Below are 26,174 nucleotides of genomic sequence, written 5' to 3' on the forward strand. Positions count from 1 at the left end.
GTTAAAATTGGGCGTTGACTGCCTTGAGAATAACGAATTTTTTATTTGACGCAACGACAGTCACGTTACCAAAAAGACGTTTTAGCTTAGTATGATAGCCAAGATGACGATTGCCAATCACTAAAAGCGCGCCATTCGTGGTCAGAACACGTTTTGCGTCACAAAACATTTGCCAAGCAATGTGATCAGTGATGGTTTGTTGCTGGTGAAAGGGCGGGTTACACAACACAAGATCAATATCTGTGTGGTTAAAATCGGTCAAGCAATCTCGTGCTTCACATTGGAAACGTTGTGAGTCAATATCATGGCTTTCAAGGTTGTGTTGGGCACTGGCGACGGCCATATGGCTCTCGTCGACTGCATAAATGTATGCCTTTGGGTTGTTACGTGCCGCCTGCAGGGCAAGCACACCATTCCCACAACCTAAATCCAGAATATTTTTTTCTTCGTCCGAGCTTGGGATTTGCGGAAGCATTAAGTAAGCCGCGATATCCAGCTTTTTGGCGGAAAACACATTGGGCCAATTAGCCAAGCGCATGGAAAACTCAGGGACATCGACATAGCTAAGTGGCTCGGTGGGCTGTTGGGGGAGGGCGTTAGCGGTAGAAAAAATCAAGCGCGCTTTTTTCTTTGCCAACGAGGTGGTGGTTGCCCCAAGCCAGTGCTCAAACTGATTCAGCGTAGAGGTATGGATCGCTTTTGCCTTGTCTCCGGCGAGGATGCGTGTGGCCGGTGTCGTTACAGACGCCAGTTGCTGGAGCTGCCATGCCAACATTTTGCTGCTTTTAGGCACTCGCATGATCACCGCATCAAACTGTTTAGGCAGTGGTTCCGTACTCTTAAGCAGCGTAATGTCTGGAAGCTGGTTTTGGCGAAGGTTCGCGAGAGTCGCTTGCTGTGACACCACAGAATCGCTGATTTGAATGACGTCATAACCTTGCGAGCATGCCCAACAACTCAACGCGCCAAATTGATCATTGAGAATTAAAACCCGATTGCCTGCCTCAAGTTGCCAGGTGTTGGCGTGCTCAATGATATATTCATCGGCTGCATCAAAGGCTTGAAGCGTTTCATTTTTTCGGCGCGGGTAGCGGTGTAGTGTCAGGGGAGATTCGTCGCTTGAGATTACAAGTTCTGTTTTCATGGGAGCGTTTGCGTCAGAGGTCACTGACTGCGTATATTGTCGCACTCACACCACAACTGCAATTCAAACTCGATGGGTATGCCATCAATGATGGCGTGATCAGGCTATTGAATTCGCAATTTTATCGATAACGACTAAAATCTGGGCAACTTGCCCTTGATAGGTTGGGGAAGCCATGAAAATTCAAACGCAAATTACAGAGAAACTGACACAGGCTTTTGCGCCCGTTCATCTTGATGTCCGCAATGAAAGCGATATGCACAATGTACCAGAAGGGTCAGAGAGCCATTTCAAGGTTGTCGTGGTGTCAGATGAGTTTGCAGGTAAGCGTTTAATACAGCGGCATCGTGCGATCAATACCACCTTGGCGGACGAGCTTGCCAATGATATTCATGCATTGGCTATCCATACTTACACCCCAGAAGAGTGGCAAGAGCAGGCAAATGCGCCAGACTCGCCAGCCTGTCGCGGGGGTGGTGTAAAATAAGGGTGAGCCAATGTGCTTAGGCGTGTTGATTCTTCACGTTATGGCAACAAATTCTTACATAAAGTCGCTGGTGGGGTGGGTATCAACGTGCCACTTGGCGCACCACGCGAACAGCGTGGGGTCGGTGACCGTCACCTTAAGGCGAGCAAAAAAACAACAGTAAAACTGTGAGCTTACAACGAGCATTGTTTGTACAAGTATGCATAATTGCCACGCCCTAGTGACAATACCCATAGAATCAATACTGGGGTTAGTGATAGAATATCGCGCTTAAAGACTAACCTAGGCTACCTTTGTGTAACGTCATGGTTAGCAGGATGTTGCGACGGTGCGCCCTCAGGCCACCATACAGTCGAAAGTCGTGTCTTTAACTGCGCAATAACAGAATTCTTTTTCCCGTTAATGTAGTGCAAGTGCGTATGATTACAATAAAAAAGGGTTTGGATATCCCCATTGCTGGGACTCCTGCTCAGGTGATAAATGATGGCCCAGCTGTCAAGAAAGTCGCCTTGCTTGGCGAAGAGTACGTTGGAATGCGCCCCACAATGCATGTGCGAGTGGGTGATGTGGTGAAAAAAGGCCAGGGCCTTTTCGAAGATAAGAAAAACCCTGGTGTGGTATTTACTGCTCCCGCAGCCGGTAAAGTGGTTGAAGTCAACCGCGGTGCCAAACGTGTTCTTCAGTCTGTCGTCATTGAAGTCGATGGTAACGAGCAAGTCACATTCAACAAGTATGAAGCGTCGCAACTGGCCTCTCTTGAGCGCCAAGCGGTGGTTGATCAATTGGTTGAGTCGGGGATGTGGACAGCGCTCCGCACGCGCCCGTTCAGCCGTTCGCCCGCGATTGATGCCGTGCCGGAAGCCATTTTTGTGAATGCAATGGACACCAATCCGCTCGCCGCGGATCCGAAAGTGATCATTGATGAGCAAAAAGAGGCATTCGTTGCAGGTCTTGATGTACTCTCTCGCTTAACTGAAAAGCAAGTGTTTGTTTGTAAGGCGAATGTAGAGTTACCCACCAGTCAGCAATCTAACGTTGAACAACATGTCTTTGCTGGCCCTCACCCAGCAGGCTTAGTGGGCACCCATATCCACCACTTGCGCTCAGCAAGCATGGAGAAAAAGGTGTGGCATCTTAACTACCAAGATGTGATTGCGTTTGGCCACTTGTTCCTTACCGGTGAAATCAACACTGATCGTGTGGTGTCATTGGCAGGCCCGATGGTTAACAAGCCACGCTTGGTACGCACGCAGCTAGGCGCAAACCTCGACGAGCTGACTGATGGCGAGCTGATGGCGGGTGAAAGCCGTGTTATTTCTGGCTCAGTGCTGTCGGGGACCAAAGCGTCTGGCCCGCATGCTTACTTGGGCCGCTTCCACTTGCAAGTGTCTGTATTGCGTGAAGGCAACGAGAAAGAGCTGTTTGGTTGGTTGTCGCCGGGTAAAAACCGCTTCTCAGTGACGCGCGCCTACCTTGGCCACCTATTCAAAGGCCAACTTTTCAATTTGACCACCTCGACCAATGGCAGTGATCGTTCCATGGTACCAATCGGTAATTATGAGCGAGTAATGCCACTAGATATCGAGCCAACAATGCTGCTGCGTGATATCTGTGCTGGCGATACAGATAGCATGCAACAGCTGGGCGCGCTGGAGTTAGATCCTGAAGATTTGGCCCTTTGTACTTTTGTCTGCCCAGGCAAGTACGAGTACGGTCCAATGCTCCGCGAGAGCCTAGAAAAGATTGAGAAGGAAGGGTAACTGATGAGCCTTAAAAATTTTCTAGAGCAAATCGAGCCACACTTTGAGCCAGGCGGCAAACATGAAAAATGGTTTGCCCTGTACGAAGCGGTTGCCACCATTTTGTACACCCCGGGTATGGTGACCAAAGCCGGCGCGCACGTGCGTGACAGCATCGATTTGAAACGCATCATGATCATGGTGTGGTTTGCTGTGTTCCCCGCGATGTTCTGGGGCATGTATAACACAGGTAACCAAGCCATCATGGGATTGATGGATTTATATTCTGGTGACCAACTGGCACAGGTGATCAGTGGTAATTGGCATTATTGGCTCACCGAGTCGATTGCGGGGCCGCTATCCGCTGCCGGGTGGGGAACCAAAACCATTCTAGGCGCTACCTACTTCCTGCCTATTTACGCCACCGTATTTATTGTGGGTGGTTTTTGGGAAGTACTGTTCTGCATCGTGCGCAAGCATGAAGTCAACGAAGGTTTCTTCGTCACCTCGATCCTCTTTGCACTGATCGTGCCGCCAACCTTGCCATTATGGCAGGCTGCACTGGGTATCACCTTTGGTGTGGTGGTTGCCAAAGAGATCTTCGGGGGAACTGGACGTAACTTCTTGAACCCAGCGCTTGCGGGACGCGCGTTCTTGTTCTTTGCTTATCCAGCGCAGATCTCTGGCGATCTAGTGTGGACAGCCGCAGACGGTTACTCAGGCGCAACGGCTTTGAGCCAATGGTACTCCGGCGGTGAAGGCGCGTTGCAACACAATGTCTCCGGGCAAGCGATGTCTTGGATGGATGCCTTTATCGGTAATATCCCTGGCTCTATCGGTGAAGTGTCAACCCTTGCTATCTTGATTGGTGGCGCGGCCTTGGTATACATGCGCATTGCCTCATGGCGTATCATCTTGGGTACATTCGTCGGTATGGCGGTGGCGGCAACCCTGTTTAACCTGATTGGTTCCGACACTAACCCGATGTTTAGCATGCCTTTCTACTGGCACTTGGTTCTAGGTGGCTTTGCGTTCGGCATGATGTTTATGGCAACGGATCCCGTTTCGGCCGCGTTTACCAATAAAGCGAAATGGTGGTACGGCGCATTGATCGGTGCCATGGCAGTGATCATTCGCGTGGTTAACCCAGCATATCCTGAAGGCATGATGCTGGCGATCCTGTTCGCTAACCTGTTTGCACCCTTGTTCGATAACTTGGTGATTCAGGGCAACATCAAACGGAGACTGGCTCGTAATGGCAAGTAGTAACGATAGTATTAAGAAGACGCTGATCGTTGTTATCGCGTTGAGCTTGGTATGCTCAATCGTGGTGTCCGGTGCAGCGGTAGCCTTACGTCCTTTGCAGCAGATGAACGCAAAGCTCGACGTACAGAAGAACATCCTCTCGGTCGCTGGCATTGAGGTGTCGGGCGGTAAGAGTGCGATCAATGATGCTTATAACAAGTACATTGAACCGCGTCTGGTTAGCTTAGAGAAAGGCGACTTTGTCAGCCCCGACGCGGCCAATGTCGAAGACGTCGCAGACTACGACCAGCGTGAAGCCGCCAAAGACCCTGGGATGTCGAAAAAGCTAAGTGGTGACGAAAATGTCGCTGGTTTTGGCCGTCGTGCCGATATTGCGAAGATCTACTTGGTGAAAAACGACACAGGTGATTTGCAACGCCTCATCCTGCCAGTGAAAGGCTCGGGTCTTTGGAGCATGATGTATGCGTTTGTTGCGGTCGAGCCTGATGGCAATACGGTGGCTGACATCGTCTATTATGAGCAAGGGGAAACCCCGGGCTTGGGTGGCGAGGTTGAAAACCCGAAATGGCGCGCGAAGTGGGATGGCAAAAAGCTATTTAACGAACAAGGCGAGCCTGCTATCAAGGTGGTTAAAGGTGGTGCACCGAGTGATAGCGAGCACGGTATTGACGCGCTATCGGGCGCAACCCTGACCAGTAACGGTGTCGAGAAACAATTTGATTTCTGGCTAGGTGATTTGGGCTTCGGTCCATTCTTAGCAAAAGTTCGAGAGGGAGGCCTGACCAATGGCTGAAACGAAAGAACTGAAGAAGAATCTGCTGTCGCCGGTGTTAGACAATAACCCGATTGCCCTTCAGGTTCTCGGTGTATGTTCGGCACTCGCGGTGACCACGCAGATGCAGACGGCTTTTGTTATGACCTTGGCGGTGATGTTCGTTACCGCGATGTCTAACTTGTTCGTATCGCTGATCCGCAACCATATCCCGAATAGTGTACGTATCATCGTGCAAATGGCGATCATCGCGTCATTGGTTATTGTGGTTGATCAGACATTGAAGGCCTTTGTTTACGATATATCCAAACAGCTGTCGGTATTCGTTGGTCTTATCATTACCAACTGTATCGTGATGGGGCGTGCGGAAGCCTATGCGATGAAATCGTCGCCGCTGCCGTCATTTATCGATGGTTTGGGTAACGCATTGGGTTATGGCTTCGTGCTGATGACGGTTGCCTTCTTCCGTGAGCTGCTGGGCTCAGGCTCTGTCTTTGGCGTGTCTATTCTGCCTGTGGTCAGTGAAGGGGGTTGGTATCAACCAAACGGCATGATGCTGCTGGCCCCATCTGCATTCTTCCTAATCGGCTTTTTGATTTGGATTGTGCGTACCTTCAAACCAGAACAAGTTGAAGCGAAGGAGTAACAGCACATGGAACATTATTTGAGCCTGCTGGTGCGCTCAATCTTTATTGAGAACATGGCGCTGGCATTCTTCCTCGGCATGTGTACGTTCTTGGCGGTGTCCAAGAAGGTAAAAACAGCGTTCGGCCTCGGTGTCGCCGTGGTGGTGGTATTGACTATCGCAGTACCGGTTAACAATTTGGTCTATAACCTGATCCTACGTGAAGATGCACTGGTGAAAGGGATCGATCTTAGCTTCCTCAACTTTGTGACCTTTATCGGTGTTATCGCCGCATTGGTTCAGATTTTGGAAATGGTATTAGATCGCTTCTTCCCGCCACTTTATAACGCGTTAGGTATCTTCCTGCCGTTGATCACGGTGAACTGTGCCATCTTTGGTGGCGTATCATTTATGGTACAGCGTGATTACAACTTCGCAGAGTCAGTCGTATACGGCTTTGGCTCTGGGGTAGGCTGGATGTTAGCCATCGTCGCCCTTGCGGGTATCCGTGAGAAAATGAAGTATTCAGACGTGCCGCCAGCACTGCGGGGATTGGGGATCACCTTTATCTCTGTTGGCCTGATGGCATTGGGCTTTATGTCTTTCTCTGGTGTGCAACTGTAAGCCGGGTAAACTGCGAGAAAAGGAATAGTCAATGGACATTATTCTTGGTGTAGTGATGTTTACTCTGATTGTGCTGGCGCTGGTATTGGTGATTTTATTCGCCAAATCCAAGCTGGTACCAACCGGAGACATCACAATTGATATCAATGACGATCCTGAAAAAGCGATCGTGACTCAGCCAGGCGGCAAGCTGCTTGGTGCACTGGCCGGTGCTGGTGTGTTTGTATCGTCTGCCTGTGGTGGTGGTGGTTCATGTGGTCAGTGCCGCGTGAAGATTAAAGAAGGTGGTGGTGACATTCTGCCAACCGAGCTTGACCACATCACCAAAGGCGAAGCGCGTGAAGGTGAGCGTCTTTCATGTCAGGTGGCAATAAAACAAGACATGAAAATTGAGCTGCCGGAAGAAATTTTTGGTGTGAAGAAGTGGGAATGTGAAGTTATCTCCAACGATAACAAAGCCACCTTCATCAAAGAGCTTAAACTGCGCATCCCTGATGGCGAGTCGGTTCCCTTCCGAGCCGGCGGTTATATTCAGATTGAAGCGCCACCGCATCACATCAAATACTCAGATTTTGATATTCCTGAGGAATACCGAGAAGACTGGGAGAAGTTTAATCTTTTCCGCTATGAGTCGAAGGTGGATGAAGAGATCATTCGTGCGTACTCGATGGCTAACTACCCAGAAGAAGAAGGCATTATCATGCTGAACGTGCGTGTGGCAACACCACCACCACGTAATCCTGATGTGCCACCGGGTCAGATGTCATCTTATATTTGGTCACTTAAGCCAGGTGATAAGTGCACAATTTCAGGCCCATTCGGTGAATTCTTTGCTAAAGACACCGATGCGGAGATGGTGTTTGTGGGTGGTGGTGCCGGTATGGCGCCAATGCGTTCACACATCTTTGACCAGCTTAAACGTCTGAATACCGACCGTAAGATCACCTTCTGGTATGGGGCGCGTTCGAAGCGAGAAATGTTCTACGTCGAAGATTTCGATATGCTTCAAGAGCAAAACGATAACTTTGAGTGGCACTGTGCGCTGTCAGATCCGCTTCCAGAAGATAACTGGGAAGGGGATACAGGCTTTATTCACAATGTGCTTTATGACAACTATCTGAAAGATCATGAAGCGCCAGAAGATTGTGAGTACTACATGTGTGGGCCGCCGATGATGAACGCCGCCGTGATTGGTTTGCTTAAAGACCTGGGTGTCGAAGACGAAAACATCCTGTTGGATGATTTCGGCGGGTAAACACCTACAGTCTATCTTACCGCTTAATGGCTGGCCTATGGGCCAGCCATTTTACGTATGAAACTGATGTCCAAGGACACCGCTATGAAGACGTTATGGTTACGCTGTGCATGGGTATTTGCGCTGATTGTGGGGTTACTCGGTTGTGACCGTGCTCCTGAGTTGGTGCATCTGACCGGTGAGACCATGGGAACATACTACTCGGTGAAATATATCGCCACAGAGAACACCCCACCTCAAGATAAGGTTCAAGCTGAGATTGATGCGCGTTTGGAAACGGTTAATGATCAGATGTCGACGTATCGTACCGACTCCGAATTAAGCCAGTTCAATCAGCAGAAAGCGGATATACCAATGGACGTATCACCCGCAACCGCAACGGTAGTAAAAGAGGCGATACGGCTGAATACGTTCACTCAAGGGGCGTTAGATGTCACCGTCGGCCCATTGGTGAACTTATGGAGCTTTGGGCCAGAGAAACGCCCCGAGAATATTCCGAGCGACAAAGACATCGCCTCTCGCATGGAAAGGGTCGGGTTGTCGCATTTACAGGTTGAGGGTAACACCCTTACCAAAACCCATCCTGATTTATACGTCGACTTATCGACCATTGCCAAAGGGTATGGCGTCGATGTGGTCGCCAATTATCTAGGGTCGCTTGGGCTCGATAATTATTTGGTTGAGATTGGTGGTGAGTTACAATTAAAGGGTGTCAATCAAGATCAAAACCCGTGGCGGATTGCCATTGAAAAACCCAGTGCTGGCGCGCAATCTGTGCAAGAGATCATTCAGCCCGGTGATATGGCCGTCGCCACGTCTGGCGATTACCGTAACTATTTTGAGCAAGATGGTGTACGTTATTCGCACATTATCGACCCCAAAACAGGACGACCCATTAACCATCACCTCGTGTCCGTCACTGTGCTTGATCCGTCTTGCATGACCGCGGATGGCTTAGCGACGGGTTTTATGGTGTTGGGGCCAGAAAAGGCCATGGCGCTGGCCAATCAAGCGGGTATTCCCGCGTTTATGGTGGTCAAAACCGATGACGGGTATAAAGAAATGGCGTCAGAGGCCTTTAAACCGTATCTAAACCGTTAGTGCGTCACGCACTGGCGTCTATTACACGCATCAGGCGTGGAACTAGCGCTCAGCGTTATCTCGCTGAGCGTGACGACTAAAAGTAGGTGAGCAATTATGTCAGTTTTTCTTATCACCTTTGCTGTCTTTGTACTCGTCATTGCCGGCATGGCGATTGGTTACATTGTGCAGCAGAAAACCATCAGTGGTAGCTGTGGCGGCCTAGGGGCCGTCGGTATCGAGAAAGAGTGTGACTGCCCAGAGCCATGCGATGCGCGGAAAAAGCGAGAAGACCGTGCAGAAAAAACGCGTGAATGGAAGAAAAACCAAATAATCTAGGGACAATGCCCATCGTGGTGATCGCCACCGATGGGCTTTTTAGCGACGCAGCATAATGACCAGCTCAATAACCGGCCGTGCGAGCAAGAAAATCATCCATATCGATATGGACTGTTTTTATGCGGCCGTCGAAATGCGCGATAATCCTGCGTTGCAAACCATTCCCTTAGCGATTGGTGGGTCTGCGAATGGACGAGGTGTCATCGCCACTTGTAATTATCCGGCGCGCCGATTTGGGATCCGCTCGGCGATGGCGACGGCCCAAGCCCTCAAACTATGCCCTGGGCTAACCGTCATGCGCGGCGACATGGGTAAATACCGCCGAGTGTCTCAGCAGCTTCATGCTATCTTTCACCGCTACACTGATACCATAGAACCGCTTTCCCTTGACGAAGCCTATCTCGATGTCTCTGAAACGCAATGTTATCAAAATTCTGCGACCTTAATAGCCGAAGCCATCCGGCGAGACATTCGGCATGAATTAGCGTTAACTGCCTCCGCGGGCGTGGCTCCGGTGAAGTTTGTTGCTAAAGTCGCGTCAGACAAAAACAAACCCGATGGTATTTGTGTCGTGGCGCCAGATCAGGTCGATGACTTTGTCCGTGACCTCCCTTTGCAGTCGATTCCTGGTGTGGGGCGAGTCACACTGACGAGATTGCACGAATGGAATCTTTTCACCTGCGCAGATATCCAGGCTTGCGACCAAACAGCCTTGATACAGCGGATGGGGAAATTTGGTGCCGTGCTATGGCAGCGTGCGCACGGTATTGACCCACGAGAGGTTGAAGTTGAGCGAGTTCGCAAATCCGTGGGGGTGGAGCGTACCCTATCTGAGGATATTGACCAGCTCGAGGCTTGCTTACCCTGGATAGAGCACCTGTACCAAGCATTGTTAGTACGCTTGGAAAAAGCCGATGCTAGTGGCCGAATTTGTCGGCAGGGGATAAAAATCAAGTTCAATGATTTTCAAACCACCACGGTGGCGCATCGATGCGAGTCACTTGACCGCGCGTTGTTTGATACCTTGCTGCATGAGGCGTTTTATCGTGGCGAGGGACGACACATACGACTGATTGGGCTATCGGTGGGATTGGGGGACGATAATGCCCCCCAACTTAGCTTACTGGGTTAGGCTGATTTAGCGGGGATCGCCTTTAAAATCGCCTGCATTTGCTGCCAGTAATGGCCCACACTATCGATATGCACTTTTTCATCGGGTGAATGTGGGAACTTGATGGTCGGGCCGAAGGAGATCATATCCATCGTTGGATACGGCTTCTTAAACAAGCCACATTCAAGGCCAGCATGAATCACCATAATGTCAGGCTTACGCTGATAAATACCTTCATAGGTGTCACGGAAAATATGCATGATTTGTGAGTCAGGATCGGGCTTCCAGCCTGGGTATGCCCCTGAGAACTCGACCGTGACATTGGCAAGACTCGCCAACGACTGTAGCATTCCTTGCATCATTTCTCTGCCCGAATCGATTAACGAGCGGATCAGAAATAGTACAGTGATACGATCCTCTTCGGTGTTGATAACCCCTAAGTTCAGTGACGTCTCCACGACGCCAGGTATATCATCACTCATTCTTACGACGCCGTTTGGTGCTGCATTTAACGCCGCTAATAAGCGAGACTGCACGGCGCGTGTCAGTGGCGCGACGGGGTTGTCACATGGCTCTAGAATGACAGTGATTTGCGGTTCAAGCTGGCCGAGCTCCGCTTTCATCAACATGGCAAAGTCATCGATCGCGGCCGCCAGTGCTTGCTGCTGATCGGCAGAGACGGCGATATCGGCAAACGCCTCTCGTGGGATGGCATTGCGCAAGGTGCCGCCGCGTAATGCAAGTAGGCGAGTATCTGTTTCACCAAGGTGGTGACTGAGCAAACGGGCCAGTAATTTATTGGCATTGGCGCGACCCGTATGAATATCGACGCCCGAATGGCCGCCTTTTAGCCCTTTGATTCCCACCGTAAAACGTGCAAGTCCTTCATCGTCTGCCTGACGCTCTATTGGAAAGTGCATACTGGCGTCGACGCCACCGGCACAGCCCATGTACACTTCCCCTTCTTGCTCCGAATCCGTGTTGAGCAAGATGTCCCCGTTTAGCCATCCTGCTTCCAAGCCAAACGCGCCATCCATCCCGGCTTCTTCATTGATGGTGAGTAGCACCTCTAGCGGACCATGTTCGATGTCATCAGCGTCCAGTACCGCAAGGCATGAAGCCATGCCAATGCCATTATCTGCGCCTAATGTCGTGCCATCAGCGGTCACCCAGTCACCATCGACATAAGGGCGAATAGGATCGCGCGTGAAATCGTGCACAGTGTGCTCGTTTTTCTGCGGCACCATATCCAAGTGGGCTTGGAGGACAACCCCTTTACGATTTTCCATTCCGGGTGTTGCTGGCTTACGAATCAATAGGTTACCCGTTTGATCCTGACGGACGTCTAGGCCGCGTCCTTTGGCCCAGTCGATAATAAATTGAGCAAGTTGCGACTCATGATAAGAAGGATGAGGAATAGCACAGATCTGGTCGAAGAATGCCCAAACGGGGCGAGGTGATAATTGGCTGATTTCAGACACGGTAGACTCCATTTTATTTTATCTATGGCCTTTTTCGTAGCAGGCCTCACTAGAATGGAAAAACAAACCCAAGGATATCACTGTCTCTATATTGACAACAGTCACCCATAGAAACCGCTTATGCCGGCTTTACTAGGCGTTTTTATTGTAATTAAATTACACATATGAATTTTTTTGTGACTATGGTCACCTTAATGCTTGTAAATAAATTACCATTGGGTTATTATCTAGACATTGGCAACCAAGCTTGCCAGTTGTTCATGGAGTGAACCCGAGTATTCGCCTCCAAGGAACCGAGATAAATGTGAACAACATTGGTTTAAACTTGAGAGAGGTTAAAAATGGAAGGCATGGTATCAAGCTACTACTGGAACCAGCAGTCAGTCTATACACAAGGTTTTACATATCCGGCATCGTTCGGGTATAGCAAGTAAGTTTTACGATTCCCCCGCTCTTACAGAGTCATTTCTGATCCAGAAGCAAACGCTTTAATTCTGGCGCCGCACTATGTGTGGCGTTTTTTTTGTCTTGCTCGTCCACTGTCCAACTATACTGACTGTTTTGATAGTTATTCGTTCTAATCAGCGATAATTACGGTGATTTCGGGCTTTTTATCCTGGAAATTTCCGCCGCCGATCGGTAAGATTTGCGCCAAATTTTAGCACGCAAACGTTTTCCTTTTGTATCTCGCGGTACACCACGTTTAGTTTGGGACAAAAACCGATGTTAGAGCGTTTATTTAAACTCAAAGCCCATGGCACGGATCTTCGCACGGAAGTGATTGCTGGGTTTACCACCTTCTTAACCATGGCGTACATCATATTCGTCAACCCATCGATTTTGGCCGAAACAGGCATGGACAAAGGCGCAGTCTTTGTCGCCACCTGTCTCGCCGCCGCGATCGGTTGTTTAGTGATGGGGATTGTGGCTAATTACCCAGTGGCGCAAGCGCCGGGTATGGGCTTGAATGCCTTTTTCACCTATACGGTGGTATTGCAGATGGGTCACTCGTGGCAGGTTGCGCTAGCGGCGGTGTTTATCTCGGGTCTATGTTTTATCTTGCTGAGTGTATTGCGCGTGCGAGAATGGATTATTAACTCTATTCCCATGTCACTAAGAACCGGGATTTCTGCCGGTATTGGCCTTTTCTTAGCGCTCATCGCCTTACAAAATGCGGGGATTGTGGTCGATCATCCCGCCACCCTCGTGGCGCTCGGTGATGTCACTGCGTTCGCACCTGCAATGGCGGCATTGGGTTTCTTCCTGACCATTGGCCTTGTGCACCGTGGCTTGAAAGGGGCGGTGATGATCGCCATTTTAGCGGTCACCGTGATTGGTGTGGTGGCCGGTGATGTGTCTTATGGTGGCGTGATGTCAGCTCCACCCAGCTTAGCACCAACCTTTATGCAGTTAGACTTTTCCGGTGCATTGGAAGTGGGTCTGGTCTCGATTGTGTTCGCATTTTTGTTTGTTGACCTTTTTGATACCGCAGGAACCTTAGTGGGTGTGGCACAGCGCGCGGAACTGCTCGACAAAGATGGTAAACTACCGCGCTTAAATCGTGCTTTACTGGCAGACAGTACCGCGACCTCCGTCGGGGCGCTTTTAGGCACGTCAAACACGACCTCTTATATTGAGAGTGTCTCCGGGGTCGCCACGGGCGGGCGCACAGGCCTAACGGCGGTCGTTGTCGGTATCTTGTTTTTGCTCGCGCTCTTTTTTGCGCCGCTTGCTGGTATGGTGCCGGCTTATGCGACCGCCGGCGCATTGTTTTATGTGGCGATTTTGATGATGTCGGGCTTGGTTGGCATCAACTGGCGAGATCTCACTGAAGCGGCACCCGTGGTGGTTGTTTGTTTGCTGATGCCGCTCACTTACTCGATTGCAAGCGGTATCGGGCTTGGCTTTATTGCATTTTGTGCCGTAAAAACCTTTGCGGGCAAAGGGCGAGAAGTCCCTGTCAGTATTTGGATTTTGGCGGGGTTGTTCTTACTCAAGTTCGTTTTCTTGGTGTAAAACAGCTGTCCGCATTTGATGTTATAACAAGGCGAGAGTCGCCACGAGGTTTTCACCATGAGCAATAAGTTTATTATCACTTGGGACAATATGCAGATGTACACCCGTCAATTGGCGGAGAAGTTGCTGCCCGCAGAGCAATGGAAGGGAATTATTGCCGTCAGCCGCGGGGGCCTCGTGCCTGCTGCCATACTGGCGCGTGAGCTGGGTATTCGTCATGTCGATACTGTGTGTATCTCAAGTTATGACCATGATCATCAACGTGATATGCGTGTGGTGAAGCAAGCGCCCGGTGATGGTGAAGGCTTTATCGTGGTCGATGATCTGGTGGATACCGGTGGGACCGCAGAAATGGTCCGCCAGTTATATCCGAAAGCCCGTTTTGTCACCGTCAGTGCCAAGCCGGCTGGGAAGCCTTTGGTTGATGACTATGTGGTCGACATTGCCCAAGACACTTGGATTGAACAGCCTTGGGATATGGCGGTCAGTTATATTGATCCCATCGCCAAGTAAGTCATTCATGCTCGCACCTTTAAACGCCGCGTGATCACGCGGCGTTTTTGGTTTCTGTGGCTGCGTTTGGACGGGTGTGGCTGATTAGTGCGGAAAATCATGGCCTTGATATGTGTATGGTTTAAACTAACAGCACGTTACATAAAAAGCCTAGGAGTGGGTGTGTCGGACAACGAATCACAAAACCTATCGGTCAAGCTGTTTGCTAAACACAAGCATGCCACCGAGACATCGACCCTGTTCGGGGCCGTCCAGCAAATCCAACAGTCAGATTACTCGGCATTTGATGGTGACAGTGAGTCGAGTTGGTATCGAATGCGCCGCCGTGGTCAATGGACATGGCAAGGGGTCGACCCATTGGAAATGGAAGCGATTTTTGCCCGCATCGCACACTCGGATAATTCACGTTCGGTCGATTCACTGCTTGATACGGTAGAAGGCTATCGCTCGGGAAACTGGAACTATGAATGGACCGCGGTTGGCATGCAGCATCAAAAAGCCGCCCAAGCCTTGATGGATGAGGGAAAAGCCAAACAAGCGGGGGAGCAATGGTTACAAGCTTGCACGTATTTTGGTATTGCCGCATACCCTCACTTGAAAGGGGACAGCTTGGCGCTGCAGTCGGAAACCTTGGCATTTAAGGCATTTGAAAGTGCGATTGCGCAATTGCCGTTCACAGTAAAAACGGTGGAGACGCGACTCGATGGAAAGTCACTGAAAGGGTACCTCTATTTACCCCGCACCGACGCCACTTTGCCGGTGGTTATCTTAAGCGGCAGCTTAGATAGCTTACAAACTGACTTGTGGCGCCTGTTCGTTGACTACTTTGCCCCCGCCGACATAGCGGTATTAACCCTGGATATGCCGTCCGTGGGGCATAGCTGTCATTGGCATCTCAATGAAGATACCAGCCGTTTGCACACCGCGATGTTGGATAAATTGGTCGATGTACCCTGGGTGGATCATCACCGTGTGGGCACCATGGGGATTCGCTTTGGTGCTAACCCGGCAGTCAGAATGGCGTTTCTCGAGCCGCATCGTGTGAAAGCCAGTGCGTCACTGGGTGGCATTGTTCATGCGTTGCTGACAGACGCTTCCCTAATGAAAAAAATGCCACCTATGTACCTCGATACCCTGGGGTCACGCTTAGGGCGTCGCATTCCTATCGACACATTGAAAACCCGTTTACAGGCGTGGTCATTAAAAAATCAAGGGCTACTCACCGGGCGGTGCACAGAGGTGCCTATCCTTGCACTTAGCCTTAAAGATGATCCTGTTTGTCCGGAGTCAGACAATCAAATGATCGCCAGATATAGTCGCGGTGGCAAAGCCATGACCTTACCGAATACCCCGCTACATGATGGCTATCACCGCGCCTTGACTGAAACCGTTAAGTGGTTTGAGGATGTGCTTTAATCGAATGATGAGGGCACGGATAAAAATGAAGATGTGATCCACCGCTGAAAGCGAGATATTGTCGTTCACCTGATGGCTAAGCCCATGATATACCATGAACAAGGACGTCAAAGTGCCATTGGAGGACACGATGAGCGAGCAATTACCGCTTTCATATGGACGATTAAAAACACGTTTTACTGCATTGGGCCCTTACTTTCGCGAAGGAAAGTCAGACACTGAGCGCTACTTTTTCGATAGCCTATCTGTCTGTGTAGATGCTAAAAAAGATCCCGATGCACGCGAATTCTGGGGCTGGTGGTTAGAACTCACTCCGCACTTTGAAGGCTTTGAATATCGCTATGGCTTTGGTTTGTATGATAAAAAAGGGGATTGGGTCGCCAAGTCGATTCCGCGTGAAGCGCAAGCAGCAGTGGATAAAACCCTGACTCACTTTTATGACAAGTTGTGCGCCTTGCTAGAAGATGAATTAAACCTTGCCCTTTCACCAAGCCAAGCTCTGACTGAACCCGAACTGGCTTGCTCAGAGTAACCCGCCATTTGCCTGATCCCACCCCTTGTTAAATACACGAGGGATTGATAAAAGAGAGACATATGCTTTTGTGGATCAGGCAACCATGACAATTCAAGATGTATTCCAAGACGGTGACCTTGCGGCCAGCGTCTCTCCCCAAACGTTGGTGGTAAAACTCGGCACCAGTGTGTTAACGGGCGGCTCTGCGCGTTTAGACCAAGCACATATGGTCGAGCTGGTACGCCAATGCGCGCGTTTACGCCAGCAAGGTCACCAGGTGATCATTGTGTCATCCGCGGCGATTGCCGCAGGCAGAGAGCACCTCGGCTATCCGGTACTCGCTGACACCGTGGCTAACAAGCAAATGCTGGCCGCGGTGGGGCAATGCCGTTTAATACAAACCTGGGAGCACCTGTTTGCTTTGTACGGCTTTCAAGTCGGTCAAATGTTGCTTACCCGGGCCGATCTAGAGCACCGAGAACGTTTTCTCAACGCCCGTGATATGCTTCAGGCCTTGCTGGATAATGGCATCATTCCGATTGTGAATGAGAACGATGCGGTCGCCACTTCTGAAATCAAAGTCGGTGATAACGACAACTTATCCGCATTGGTCGCGATTCTCGCGGATGCCGACAAACTCCTGCTGTTAACAGACCAACCCGGCTTGTTTACGGCCGATCCGCGTTCCAACCCCGATGCCGAGCTGATTCGTGAAGTCCATACCATTGATGAAACCTTACGCAAATTAGCAGGTGGCAGCGTAGGGGGCCTTGGCACCGGCGGGATGGCGACCAAGCTTCAAGCGGCTGATATTGGCCGTCGAGCGGGTGTTGAAGTGACCATTGCCGCGGGGAGTAAGCCTGAAGTGATTCAAAAAGTCATCGTTGGGGATAACGCTGGCACACGCTTTTTGCCTCTAGAAAGCCCGCTAGAGAGTCGTAAACGCTGGATCCTTGCCGGGCCCCCACCAGCGGGTGATATCGTCGTCGATGCAGGTGCGATTACCGCGGTGACGCAAAAAGGTAGCAGCTTGTTGAGCAAAGGCATCGTTGCGGTGAAAGGGGCGTTCTCACGCGGCGAGGTAGTGCGTATTCTCTCAGTGGAGGGAAAATGCGTTGCGCGTGGTATTTGCCGCTATACCGCCAGTGATTTGCGCCGTATTGCTGGCGCGCATAGCCAGCAAATCACGGATATTCTTGGTTATGAATACGGGCCTGTCGCGATGCACCGTGATGACCTTGTGGTAGTAGACAATTAAAAAAGAGCAAGACGGGGACACAATGAGCTTACAAAACATGGGTAAAGCGGCCAAAGAGGCTGCACACCAACTGGCTGTGACATCCACGGCCATCAAAAACCAAGCACTCGCCATTATTGCCGATGAGCTTGATGCGCAGCAAACGGCGATCTTAGCCGCCAACCAAAGCGATCTCGCCGCCGCCCGTGAGGCAGACATGGATCCTGCGATGTTGGACCGCCTAACCCTGACCTCAGAACGTTTAACCAATATGGCCAGCGATGTGAGGCAAGTGATTGCGCTGGCTGATCCCGTCGGACAGATGCTTGATCATAAGCTGCTGGAAAACGGTATGTCCTTGTCAAAGCGCCGTGAACCGCTAGGGGTGATTGGAGTGATTTACGAAGCGCGCCCCAATGTCACGATTGATATCGCGGCGTTGTGCTTAAAAACGGGCAATGCCGCCATTTTACGAGGCGGGAAAGAAACCTTTGCGACTAACCAGGTATTGGTAAAGGTTATTCAAGCAGGGTTAGAGAAAGCCGGTCTGCCACATGCCTCGGTGCAATATATTGAAAAACCGGATCGTGCGCTGGTCTCTGAGTTACTGACCCTTGATGAATATGTCGACATGATCATTCCACGTGGTGGGGCTGGACTACATAAAATGTGTAAACAAAACAGCACCATCCCTGTGATTATCGGGGGGTTTGGCATTAGCCACTTGTATGTGGATCACTGTGCCGATCTTGATAGGGCCCCCGAGGTGATCCTCAATGCCAAGACAGATCGCCCCTCAGCCTGTAATGCCTTAGACACCTTACTGGTGCACAAAGACGTCGCAGCACAACTATTTGCTCGTTTGACCCCTCTCTTTAATCAGCACGGTTTGCACATTGTTGCTGGTTCAAGCGCATTGCCTTATCTTGATGGCGTCGAGCAACTGCGTGAGGCGCAGACAGGGGACTTTGATAGCGAGTGGTTGGGGCCAACGCTTGGTGTGGTGGTGGTTGATAGTGTGGATGAAGCGCTCGCGCATATGCGCGCGCACAATGCCAGCCATTCCGATGCCATTTTGACCAACGACTTACAGGCAGCTGAAACCTTTATTAATGGTGCTGGCTCGGCGGCAGTGTATGTCAACGCTTCAACGCGCTTCACCGATGGTGCGCAGTTTGGGCTGGGGGCAGAAGTGGCGGTTTCGACGCAAAAGCTGCACGCACGTGGCCCGATGGGGCTTGAGGAGCTGACTACCTATAAATGGGTGGGGCGTGCGGACTATTTATCACGTCACTGAGTACCCAAGATCATCGATAATAAAAAACCGCTAGTCTGGCTAGCGGTTTTTTTTGTCTCAACAGCTTGGGCGTTTATTTAATTTCCACGCCTTTCGCCTGTAGATCGGCATGGTAGGAAGAGCGAACAAACGGGCCGCATGCGGCATGCGTAAAGCCCAAATCGAGGGCAATCTCTTTCAGCTCGTCAAACTCTTCAGGTGGCACATAACGCTCAACCGGTAAGTGGTGGCGGCTCGGTGCCAAGTACTGGCCAAGCGTAAGCATAGTCACGCCGTGCGCACGCAAGTCCTTGAGAACCTCGATGATCTCTTCTTTGGTTTCACCCAAGCCCATCATCAAGCCTGACTTGGTGGGTACCTCAGGGTGCATCTCTTTAAACTTTTTCAGCAGATCCAGTGACCACTGATAATTGGCACCAGGGCGGGCTTTGCGGTACAACCGCGGCGCAGTTTCCAGGTTGTGGTTGAACACATCGGGTGGATTGTTTTGCAAGATATCGAGTGCGCGATCCATACGGCCACGGAAGTCAGGCACCAATGTCTCAATTTGGATCTCTGGGTTGAGCGCGCGGATTTCACGGGTGCAATCGACAAAATGCTGGGCACCACCGTCACGCAAATCATCACGGTCAACTGAGGTGATCACCACATAGCGCAGTTTCATGTCTTTGATCGTTTGCGCTAGGTGTTTGGGTTCTTCGCTATCAGGGGCGACAGGACGACCATGGGCGACATCACAAAAAGGACAGCGACGGGTACAAATGGCCCCGAGAATCATAAAGGTCGCCGTGCCGTGGCTGAAGCACTCGGCAAGGTTCGGACACGACGCTTCTTCACACACAGAGTGAAGGTTGTTTTTGCGCATCGCGTCTTTGATTTCTTTAATGCGTGCGGTTTCAGCCGGGAGCTTGATCTTCATCCAATCAGGCTTACGCAGCACTTCTTTTTGCTCGGTCGGCATATTTTTGACCGGGATAAGCGCCATTTTGTCGGCGTCGCGGTACTTAACACCGCGTTCCATCTGAATCGGTTTGCTCATAAATCGCTGCTTTCCGTTGTAAACTCAACCTCAGAATACATCAGCTGTTGAGTTAAAGTGTCTACCAGCACAGGTTGAACGTCCTCGAGCGTGACTTTGCCAACCTGATCGCTCAGTTGCGTCATGGCCATACCAGCGTAACCACATGGATTAATACGCTGAAACGGTGATAAGTCCATATTGATGTTGAGTGCCAGTCCATGGAATGAGCACCCGCGACGGATACGGAGCCCAAGAGAACATATTTTTGCATCGTTAACGTAAACACCGGGCGCATCTGGGCGAGCGTAAGCGTCAACGTGGAAGTGTGCTAATGTGCTCACCACAAGATCTTCAATATGGCTAACGAGCGCCCGCACACCGACTTTTTTACGTTTGAGGTTTATCAGGAAATAGGCGACGAGCTGGCCTGGCCCATGATAGGTCACCTGTCCGCCACGATCTGATTGTACGACTGGGATGTCGCCAGGGACCAATACATGTTCCGTTTTTCCCGCTTGTCCTTGGGTAAAAACCGGATCATGCTCAACCAGCCAGACTTCATCACGCGTGTCTTCGTCGCGACGATCGGTAAAGTCTCGCATCTGCTCCCAGACGCGTAGGTACGGTTGACGGCCAAGGTGCCTTACAACGAGTTGGTGCTGCAAACCCATTTCCCGTGTTGTTGTCAGTGGCGATATTATAGAGGCTGGCAGCGTGATTTAAAGCCGCCAGTCGTGTGGGTATTCGAATTAGAGAACCATGCGGACAATTTCAATCTCACCCAGCTCTTTATATAAGGTTTCTACTTGCTCAATAGATGTTGCCTTAATAGTAATAGAGACCGAATGATAGTTGCCCTTGGCACTCGGTTTGACGGCTGGGCTGTAGTCGCCAGGCGCATGACGCTGGATCACGGTCAGCACATGATCGGGTAGCTCAGGTTTTGCCTGGCCCACCACCTTGTAGGTGAATTGGCAAGGAAACTCCAACAGATCTTTTAATTTCGGTTGCTCTTGCATGTTAACTCCCAACTGCAGGCTGATAGAGGCACGCGTTTGTGCGATTGATCACGATTAACGCGAAATACTAATCTGCCAAGCGCGAGAAAACAAGCCGCCCACCAAGTTGGTGGGCGGCACAGAGAGGGATTAACCGACGAGGTTTTTAAACATCATCACGATGTAATCTATTAAGCGACTAAAAAGCCCACCCTTTTCAACATCGTTTAGAGCGACAAGTGGGTATTCCGCCACATCCTCATCATCCACTTGATAGAAGAGTTTACCCACGACATCACCTTTACTGATCGGGGCTTCCAAGGTGTTGTCGAGGACAAAACTGGCTTTCAGATCTTGCGCCTTGCCACGGGGAAGCGTGACAAAGGTGTCTTCTGTCACGCCCAGCGCGACTTCGTCTGTATCACCCATCCAGACCTTCTCAGTCACAAAGGTTTCGTTGGCTTTGTGAGGCGCGACGGTTTCAAAGAAGCGGAAACCATAGTTGAGTAGTTTCTTGCTCTCTGCTTTGCGGGCATTGGCGCTCTTGGTGCCCATGACCACCGAGATAAGACGCATGTCGCCCTCGGTGGCAGAGGTGACAAGGTTATAGCCGGCACCGTCAGTGTGGCCGGTTTTAATACCATCGACGTTGAGGCTCTTGTCCCACAGCAAACCATTACGGTTGTATTGCGTGATGCCGTTATAGGTGAAGGCTTTCTCTTTATAAATACGGTATTCCGCCGGTACATCACGAATAAGGGCTTGGCCGAGTAGCGCCATATCGTACGGCGTGGTGTAAAGATCTTTGGCATCTAAACCGTGGACATTAGAAAAGTGAGAGCTGTCCATGCCCAGGGTTTCGCCCCAGCGGTTCATCAGATCGACAAAGGCGTCTTCTGAGCCGGCAACATGTTCAGCCATCGCCACACAGGCATCGTTGCCTGACTGGATAATAATGCCACGATTGAGATCTGCCGCTTTGACCGTGGTGCCGACTTCGATAAACATCTTCGAAGAGCCGGGGAAGTTTTTGGCCCACGCATTCTCACTAATGACAACGTCATCATCCATCGAGATATTGCCACGCTCAACTTCCTGACCAATCACGTAACTGGTCATCATTTTGGTCAAACTCGCAGGATTAAGGCGTTGATAGGCGTTATTTTCCGCCAGCACCTCGCCGGAATGATAATCCATCAATACGTAGCCTTTGGCGGCAATTTGCGGCGCATCAGGCACAACAGCAGGCGCGGCTTGAGCAGTCGCAGAGGCGAACAGGGCTGCAGAAAGCAGTGTACGCATGCGGAAAACGGTTTTATTCATCATTGTTAGTACTTATGTCGGTTATCGATGTCGATACTGTGCTCTCACTATACCAAATTGCGGATAGAGGGACAGGCTCGATTTCTTTAACTTATTGATTGTTTGTTTTAGCACCTGTGACAGATGTGTCACCATTCACAAGTGCTTCGGTAACGATAAATGCCCCTGGCAACTGATGCTGCTTTGCCGTGCGCATCGCTTGCTGTGCTTGGTCTCTATCGTAAAAAGGTCCAAAGCGAACACGATACACGGTATCACGGCGGGCGATATGTGTCGGTAGACCATGGGCCTTCGCCAATTGTTCCGCTTTTTGATTGGCTTTTAGGCCATCAGATAGCGCGGCGAGTTGTACATAATAAGCATGATGGCGCGCGGAGTGCCACTCGTCATCCGCAGGCTTACTCGGCGAGAGTAGACGCAGTGATACGGGCGCTGTGCCTGTTTTTAATACATCTAGCTTTTTGGCGGCAGCGTAGCTTAGGTCTATCAAGCGTTGATTGTGAAAGGGGCCGCGATCATTGACGCGCACAATGGCCTTTTTACCATTATTTTGGTTGGTCACTTCCACGTAACTGGGCAGGGGAAGAGTTTTGTGCGCGGCTGACATAGAGTACATATCGTACACTTCGCCATTAGAGGTGCGATGGCCATGAAATTTTTCCCCGTACCATGAAGCAATGCCCGCCTCTTGGTAGCCTTTTGGATCGCGTAAAATTTGATAGCGCTGACCCTTTAACGTGTAATCTTTGTTACCCGCGAGGCTGTAGGGCTCATATCTGGGTTGCGCGTTTTCTGCGTGAATAACTGGTGGCACCGTCTCGGGTGCTTTATCACTGTGCATGTCGTAGCGGCCTTGCTGGCTGCTGCATGCACTTAATAAGACGATAGCGCTAGAAACGATAATAGCTCGCATGTTTATGCCCTGGATAACATTTTACGATGAGTGTGAATAGACATCAGAATGCCAAAACCGGCCATCAGTGTGACCATCGAGGTACCGCCATAACTGATAAGTGGTAAGGGTACCCCAACCACAGGAAGAATGCCGCTGACCATGCCAATATTGACAAATACATAAACAAAAAAGCTTAACACGATGCTGCCAGCCATCATCCGGCCAAACGCCGTTTGGGCACGGCTGGCGAGCATTAGCCCGCGGCCAATCAAAAAGAGGTACAGGGCCAGCAGTACACAGACACCGATCAACCCCCATTCTTCAGCGATAACGGCGAAAATAAAGTCTGTGTGTCGCTCAGGGAGAAACTCCAATTGGGACTGTGTCCCTTGCAGCCAGCCTTTGCCGCTTAAGCCACCAGAGCCAATGGCAATTTTAGATTGAATGATGTGATAGCCTGCGCCCAAGGGATCGGATTCTGGGTTAAACAAGGTCAGCACGCGGGTACGCTGATAATCATGCATTAGGAAAAACCAGAGTACAGGGACAAAACTGGCGAGCGCGACGACGGCAGCAATAATAATTTTCCAACTGATCCCGGCCAAAAACAGTACAAACACTCCAGAGGCGGCAATCAGTATGGATGTGCCTAAATCGGGTTGCTTAGCAATCATAATGGTGGGGACAAACAGTAACACCAGAGCGATGAGTAAGTGGGTGAATTTGGGAGGAAGCGGATCTTTGCCAATATAGCGGGCCAGCATGAGCGGTACCGCAAGTTTTATGATTTCTGATGGCTGGAAGGTCACCACCCCGAGATCGAGCCAGCGCTGAGCACCCTTTGCGGTTTCGCCAACCAATAGAACGGCTGCTAGTAAGACCACGCCCACGGCATACAAATAGGGCGCCCAGAACTCATAGTGGCGAGGTGGTACTTGGGCGAGGGCAAACATGACCGCGAGCGCCAACAGCATGCGGATCGCCTGACGTTCCATCATCACCATACTTTGACCACTGGCGCTATACATCACCACAAGGCCGAAGCCCATCAGTAACAAAATGCCAACCAGCATCGGCAGGTCGAGGTGTAAGCGATCGAACAAAGAGCGTTTCGCGCTAACTTGGGCAAGTGAACTCATTGTTTGGCCTCGTTTGTCTCTTTGTCTTCTAACAAAATATGGTCGAAGATGCGACGGGCAATAGGGCCGCCGTTGCTCGAGCCACCGCCTGCGTTTTCCAGTACCATAGAGACAGCGACTTCTGGGTTTTCAAAGGGCGCAAAGCCCATGAAAAGTGCGTGATCACGTAGATGTTCAGCAATTTCATCCGCGTTGTATTCTTCGTCTTCACCCAGCCCAAATACCTGAGCGGTCCCTGATTTTCCGCCAGACAAATACTCTGCAGAACGGAATGAACGGCGCGCGGTTCCTTTGCGACCGTGGTTAACCAGTTGCATACCTTTAAGGCCGACATCCCAATATTTATCGTCGACTCCTTTAATCGGTGGAAATGGCTCGGCGTCGGGTTTGTGGGTGCCATGTTCATCGCGCGTTTTGTTTAATAGTTTGGGTGCTTTGACGTCGCCACGGTTGAGTAGCACGGTCAAGGCTTTGACGATTTGCATCGGGGTGGCGGTCCAATAACCTTGCCCAATCCCGACGGGAATCGTGTCACCTTTATACCAGGGTTGGCGGTAGCGACTCATTTTCCATTCGCGGTTAGGCATATTAGCGCTACTTTCTTCTTGAATGTCGATGCCCGTGTATTGGCCAAAGCCAAATTTTTCCATCCACATAGAGAGTTTATCGATCCCCATGTCATAAGCGATTTGATAGAAGAAGGTATCGACCGACTCCTCGATCGATTGCACGATGTTGACCCGTCCGTGCCCCCAAGGGAGCCAATCGCGGAAGGGGCGCGTATCCGAGTTGGGGATCCGCCAATAACCCGGGTCGTTACGCGTGGTCTTGGTGGTGACCACGCCTTCTTCGAGCGCGGCAACGGCAATGAAAGGCTTCACCGTCGAGGCGGGGGGATAAATACCGAGAGTGGCGCGATTGACCAAGGGACGATCTTTATCATTGAGCAGCTGCCGGTATTGCTTGCCAGAGATGCCATGGACAAATAAGTTGGGGTCATAGCTTGGGGTAGAGACCATCGCCAGTACGCCTGAGGTGTCAGGATCAACCACCACCACCGCGCCTCGTCGGTCACCAAGGATCCCACGCACATAGAGCTGCAGATCAATATCGAGGTTGAGGATAAGGTCTTTGCCTGGTTGCGGGGGCACATATTTGAGCGTGCGTATCACGCGGCCACGGCTGTTCACCTCAACTTCTTGGTAGCCGGCTTTACCATGCAGCGTTGACTCGTAGTATTTCTCGATCCCCAGCTTGCCGATGTCTCGGGTTGCTTTGTAGTTGTTCAGCACCCCTTTTTGTCTTAGCTTGGCAATATCGCGATCATTGATTTTGGCGACATAGCCGAGCACATGGGTCAGTGCATCGCCGTAAGGGTAATGGCGTTTTAAGTAGGCTTTTATTTCCACCCCAGAAAACTGATGCTGGTGCGCGGAAAAAATGGCAACTTCTTTATCGGTGAGCTGAGTTTTCAATGCGACGGCATTAAACCGTCGCGAGCGACGACGCTCTTTTTGAAAGCGGGCAATGTCTTTGTCGGTCAATGAGAGTAAGTCTTTTAGCTGGGCGAGGGTTGCCGGCATATCATCGACTTGCTCAGGGGTCACTTCTAGGTGATAAACGGGACGATTTTCCGCTAGTAATTTTCCATTGCGATCATAAATAAGGCCACGGTTAGGGGCGACGGGAACGACCTTGATACGGTTATCGTTCGAGCGGGTTTGGTAGTCTTGGTGCTCGGTCACCTGAATATGATAAAGGTTAGTCAGCAGCACCCCGACCAACGCCATAATACCGACAAAGCAGACGATAGCGCGACGCACAAACAAGGCCGCCTCGGCGCTGTGGTCTCGTATTTCAACTCGTTGGCGCTTCATCTCAA

At 50.7% G+C, this 26,174-nt stretch carries 25 protein-coding genes; 16 read left to right on the top strand and 9 right to left on the bottom strand.

Annotation, left to right across the window (positions count from 1 at the left end; genetic code table 11):
* Nucleotide 1: 1 nt before the first annotated feature.
* Entirely contained in the window at nucleotides 2-1,144 is a 1,143-nt protein-coding gene (locus tag FCN78_RS03570; protein WP_077651533.1) for a methyltransferase, read from the bottom strand.
* Between the two features lie 175 nt (nucleotides 1,145-1,319).
* Here FCN78_RS03570 and bolA point away from each other — a divergent pair, with 175 nt between their 5' ends.
* The 10 genes from bolA to dinB all read left to right on the top strand — a co-directional run bounded on the left by bolA (nucleotide 1,320) and on the right by dinB (nucleotide 10,463).
* Nucleotides 1,320-1,631, top strand: a complete 312-nt coding sequence (bolA, locus tag FCN78_RS03575) for a transcriptional regulator BolA (RefSeq protein WP_069361145.1) — start codon at nucleotides 1,320-1,322, stop codon at nucleotides 1,629-1,631.
* Between the two features lie 419 nt (nucleotides 1,632-2,050).
* Nucleotides 2,051-3,391: a Na(+)-translocating NADH-quinone reductase subunit A gene (locus FCN78_RS03580; RefSeq protein ID WP_077658789.1), complete on the top strand. Its 1,341-nt coding sequence runs from the start codon at nucleotides 2,051-2,053 to the stop codon at nucleotides 3,389-3,391.
* A 3-nt stretch (nucleotides 3,392-3,394) separates the two neighbouring features.
* Nucleotides 3,395-4,636, top strand: coding sequence for an NADH:ubiquinone reductase (Na(+)-transporting) subunit B (locus FCN78_RS03585; protein WP_069361143.1), 1,242 nt, complete (start codon nucleotides 3,395-3,397; stop codon nucleotides 4,634-4,636).
* On the top strand, nucleotides 4,626-5,429 hold the full coding sequence (locus tag FCN78_RS03590) for a Na(+)-translocating NADH-quinone reductase subunit C (protein WP_077456978.1): 804 nt from the start codon (nucleotides 4,626-4,628) through the stop codon (nucleotides 5,427-5,429). The genes FCN78_RS03585 and FCN78_RS03590 overlap by 11 nt, the downstream gene beginning before the upstream one ends.
* Nucleotides 5,422-6,054, top strand: a complete 633-nt coding sequence (locus FCN78_RS03595) for an NADH:ubiquinone reductase (Na(+)-transporting) subunit D (RefSeq protein WP_077456976.1) — start codon at nucleotides 5,422-5,424, stop codon at nucleotides 6,052-6,054. Before FCN78_RS03590 ends, FCN78_RS03595 begins: the two co-directional genes overlap by 8 nt.
* 6 nt (nucleotides 6,055-6,060) lie before the next feature.
* Nucleotides 6,061-6,657 carry an NADH:ubiquinone reductase (Na(+)-transporting) subunit E gene (gene nqrE, locus FCN78_RS03600; protein ID WP_046073752.1) on the top strand — a complete coding sequence of 199 codons (597 nt, stop codon included), beginning with the start codon at nucleotides 6,061-6,063 and terminating at the stop codon, nucleotides 6,655-6,657.
* Nucleotides 6,658-6,688: 31 nt separating this feature from the next.
* A complete protein-coding gene (nqrF, locus tag FCN78_RS03605; protein WP_077456974.1) occupies nucleotides 6,689-7,912 on the top strand; it encodes an NADH:ubiquinone reductase (Na(+)-transporting) subunit F in 1,224 nt (407 codons plus the stop codon).
* Nucleotides 7,913-7,996: 84 nt separating this feature from the next.
* Nucleotides 7,997-9,013, top strand: coding sequence for an FAD:protein FMN transferase (locus FCN78_RS03610; RefSeq protein WP_077658790.1), 1,017 nt, complete (start codon nucleotides 7,997-7,999; stop codon nucleotides 9,011-9,013).
* 96 nt (nucleotides 9,014-9,109) lie between these two features.
* Nucleotides 9,110-9,331, top strand: coding sequence for a (Na+)-NQR maturation NqrM (gene nqrM / locus FCN78_RS03615; protein ID WP_046073749.1), 222 nt, complete (start codon nucleotides 9,110-9,112; stop codon nucleotides 9,329-9,331).
* A 55-nt stretch (nucleotides 9,332-9,386) separates the two neighbouring features.
* Nucleotides 9,387-10,463 (top strand): DNA polymerase IV, encoded by a 1,077-nt coding sequence (gene dinB, locus FCN78_RS03620; RefSeq protein ID WP_077658791.1) that lies wholly within the window; start codon nucleotides 9,387-9,389, stop codon nucleotides 10,461-10,463.
* Here the strand turns inward: dinB and FCN78_RS03625 are convergent.
* Entirely contained in the window at nucleotides 10,460-11,935 is a 1,476-nt protein-coding gene (locus FCN78_RS03625; RefSeq protein WP_077658792.1) for an aminoacyl-histidine dipeptidase, read from the bottom strand. The two genes, dinB and FCN78_RS03625, sit on opposite strands and share 4 nt — an antisense overlap.
* A gap of 711 nt (nucleotides 11,936-12,646) precedes the next feature.
* On the opposite strand from FCN78_RS03625, the gene FCN78_RS03630 reads away from it, so the two are divergent.
* From FCN78_RS03630 to FCN78_RS03655, 6 genes are all read left to right on the top strand, one after another.
* Complete coding sequence (locus tag FCN78_RS03630; RefSeq protein WP_077456966.1) at nucleotides 12,647-13,939, top strand: NCS2 family permease; 1,293 nt, start codon at nucleotides 12,647-12,649, stop codon at nucleotides 13,937-13,939.
* Between the two features lie 57 nt (nucleotides 13,940-13,996).
* The gene (gene gpt / locus FCN78_RS03635; RefSeq protein ID WP_069361135.1) at nucleotides 13,997-14,452 is read left to right on the top strand and encodes a xanthine phosphoribosyltransferase; all 456 of its coding nucleotides are present in this window, start codon (nucleotides 13,997-13,999) and stop codon (nucleotides 14,450-14,452) included.
* Between the two features lie 162 nt (nucleotides 14,453-14,614).
* A complete protein-coding gene (gene frsA / locus FCN78_RS03640; protein ID WP_077658793.1) occupies nucleotides 14,615-15,868 on the top strand; it encodes an esterase FrsA in 1,254 nt (417 codons plus the stop codon).
* Between the two features lie 130 nt (nucleotides 15,869-15,998).
* Nucleotides 15,999-16,400, top strand: coding sequence for a sigma factor-binding protein Crl (gene crl, locus FCN78_RS03645; protein ID WP_069361133.1), 402 nt, complete (start codon nucleotides 15,999-16,001; stop codon nucleotides 16,398-16,400).
* Between the two features lie 85 nt (nucleotides 16,401-16,485).
* On the top strand, nucleotides 16,486-17,640 hold the full coding sequence (gene proB, locus FCN78_RS03650) for a glutamate 5-kinase (protein ID WP_069361132.1): 1,155 nt from the start codon (nucleotides 16,486-16,488) through the stop codon (nucleotides 17,638-17,640).
* 22 nt (nucleotides 17,641-17,662) lie between these two features.
* Complete coding sequence (locus FCN78_RS03655) at nucleotides 17,663-18,916, top strand: glutamate-5-semialdehyde dehydrogenase (protein WP_077658794.1); 1,254 nt, start codon at nucleotides 17,663-17,665, stop codon at nucleotides 18,914-18,916.
* Between the two features lie 73 nt (nucleotides 18,917-18,989).
* On the opposite strand, the gene lipA is transcribed toward FCN78_RS03655, so the two are convergent.
* The 7 genes from lipA to mrdA form a co-directional block, all read right to left on the bottom strand.
* Nucleotides 18,990-19,955 carry a lipoyl synthase gene (gene lipA, locus FCN78_RS03660; protein WP_069361130.1) on the bottom strand — a complete coding sequence of 322 codons (966 nt, stop codon included), beginning with the start codon at nucleotides 19,953-19,955 and terminating at the stop codon, nucleotides 18,990-18,992.
* Nucleotides 19,952-20,608: a lipoyl(octanoyl) transferase LipB gene (lipB, locus tag FCN78_RS03665; RefSeq protein ID WP_069361129.1), complete on the bottom strand. Its 657-nt coding sequence runs from the start codon at nucleotides 20,606-20,608 to the stop codon at nucleotides 19,952-19,954. The genes lipA and lipB overlap by 4 nt, the downstream gene beginning before the upstream one ends.
* A gap of 78 nt (nucleotides 20,609-20,686) precedes the next feature.
* Nucleotides 20,687-20,956 (bottom strand): DUF493 family protein YbeD, encoded by a 270-nt coding sequence (gene ybeD, locus FCN78_RS03670; protein ID WP_069361128.1) that lies wholly within the window; start codon nucleotides 20,954-20,956, stop codon nucleotides 20,687-20,689.
* Nucleotides 20,957-21,085: 129 nt separating this feature from the next.
* Nucleotides 21,086-22,237 carry a serine hydrolase gene (locus FCN78_RS03675; RefSeq protein ID WP_408642305.1) on the bottom strand — a complete coding sequence of 384 codons (1,152 nt, stop codon included), beginning with the start codon at nucleotides 22,235-22,237 and terminating at the stop codon, nucleotides 21,086-21,088.
* Between the two features lie 112 nt (nucleotides 22,238-22,349).
* Nucleotides 22,350-23,171 (bottom strand): septal ring lytic transglycosylase RlpA family protein, encoded by an 822-nt coding sequence (locus FCN78_RS03680; RefSeq protein ID WP_069361127.1) that lies wholly within the window; start codon nucleotides 23,169-23,171, stop codon nucleotides 22,350-22,352.
* Between the two features lie 2 nt (nucleotides 23,172-23,173).
* Nucleotides 23,174-24,292, bottom strand: coding sequence for a rod shape-determining protein RodA (rodA, locus tag FCN78_RS03685; protein ID WP_069361126.1), 1,119 nt, complete (start codon nucleotides 24,290-24,292; stop codon nucleotides 23,174-23,176).
* Nucleotides 24,289-26,169 carry a penicillin-binding protein 2 gene (gene mrdA, locus FCN78_RS03690; protein WP_077485462.1) on the bottom strand — a complete coding sequence of 627 codons (1,881 nt, stop codon included), beginning with the start codon at nucleotides 26,167-26,169 and terminating at the stop codon, nucleotides 24,289-24,291. Before mrdA ends, rodA begins: the two co-directional genes overlap by 4 nt.
* Between the last annotated feature and the right edge of the window lie 5 nt (nucleotides 26,170-26,174).

The organism is Salinivibrio kushneri, assembly GCF_005280275.1.
Lineage (GTDB): Bacteria > Pseudomonadota > Gammaproteobacteria > Enterobacterales > Vibrionaceae > Salinivibrio > Salinivibrio kushneri.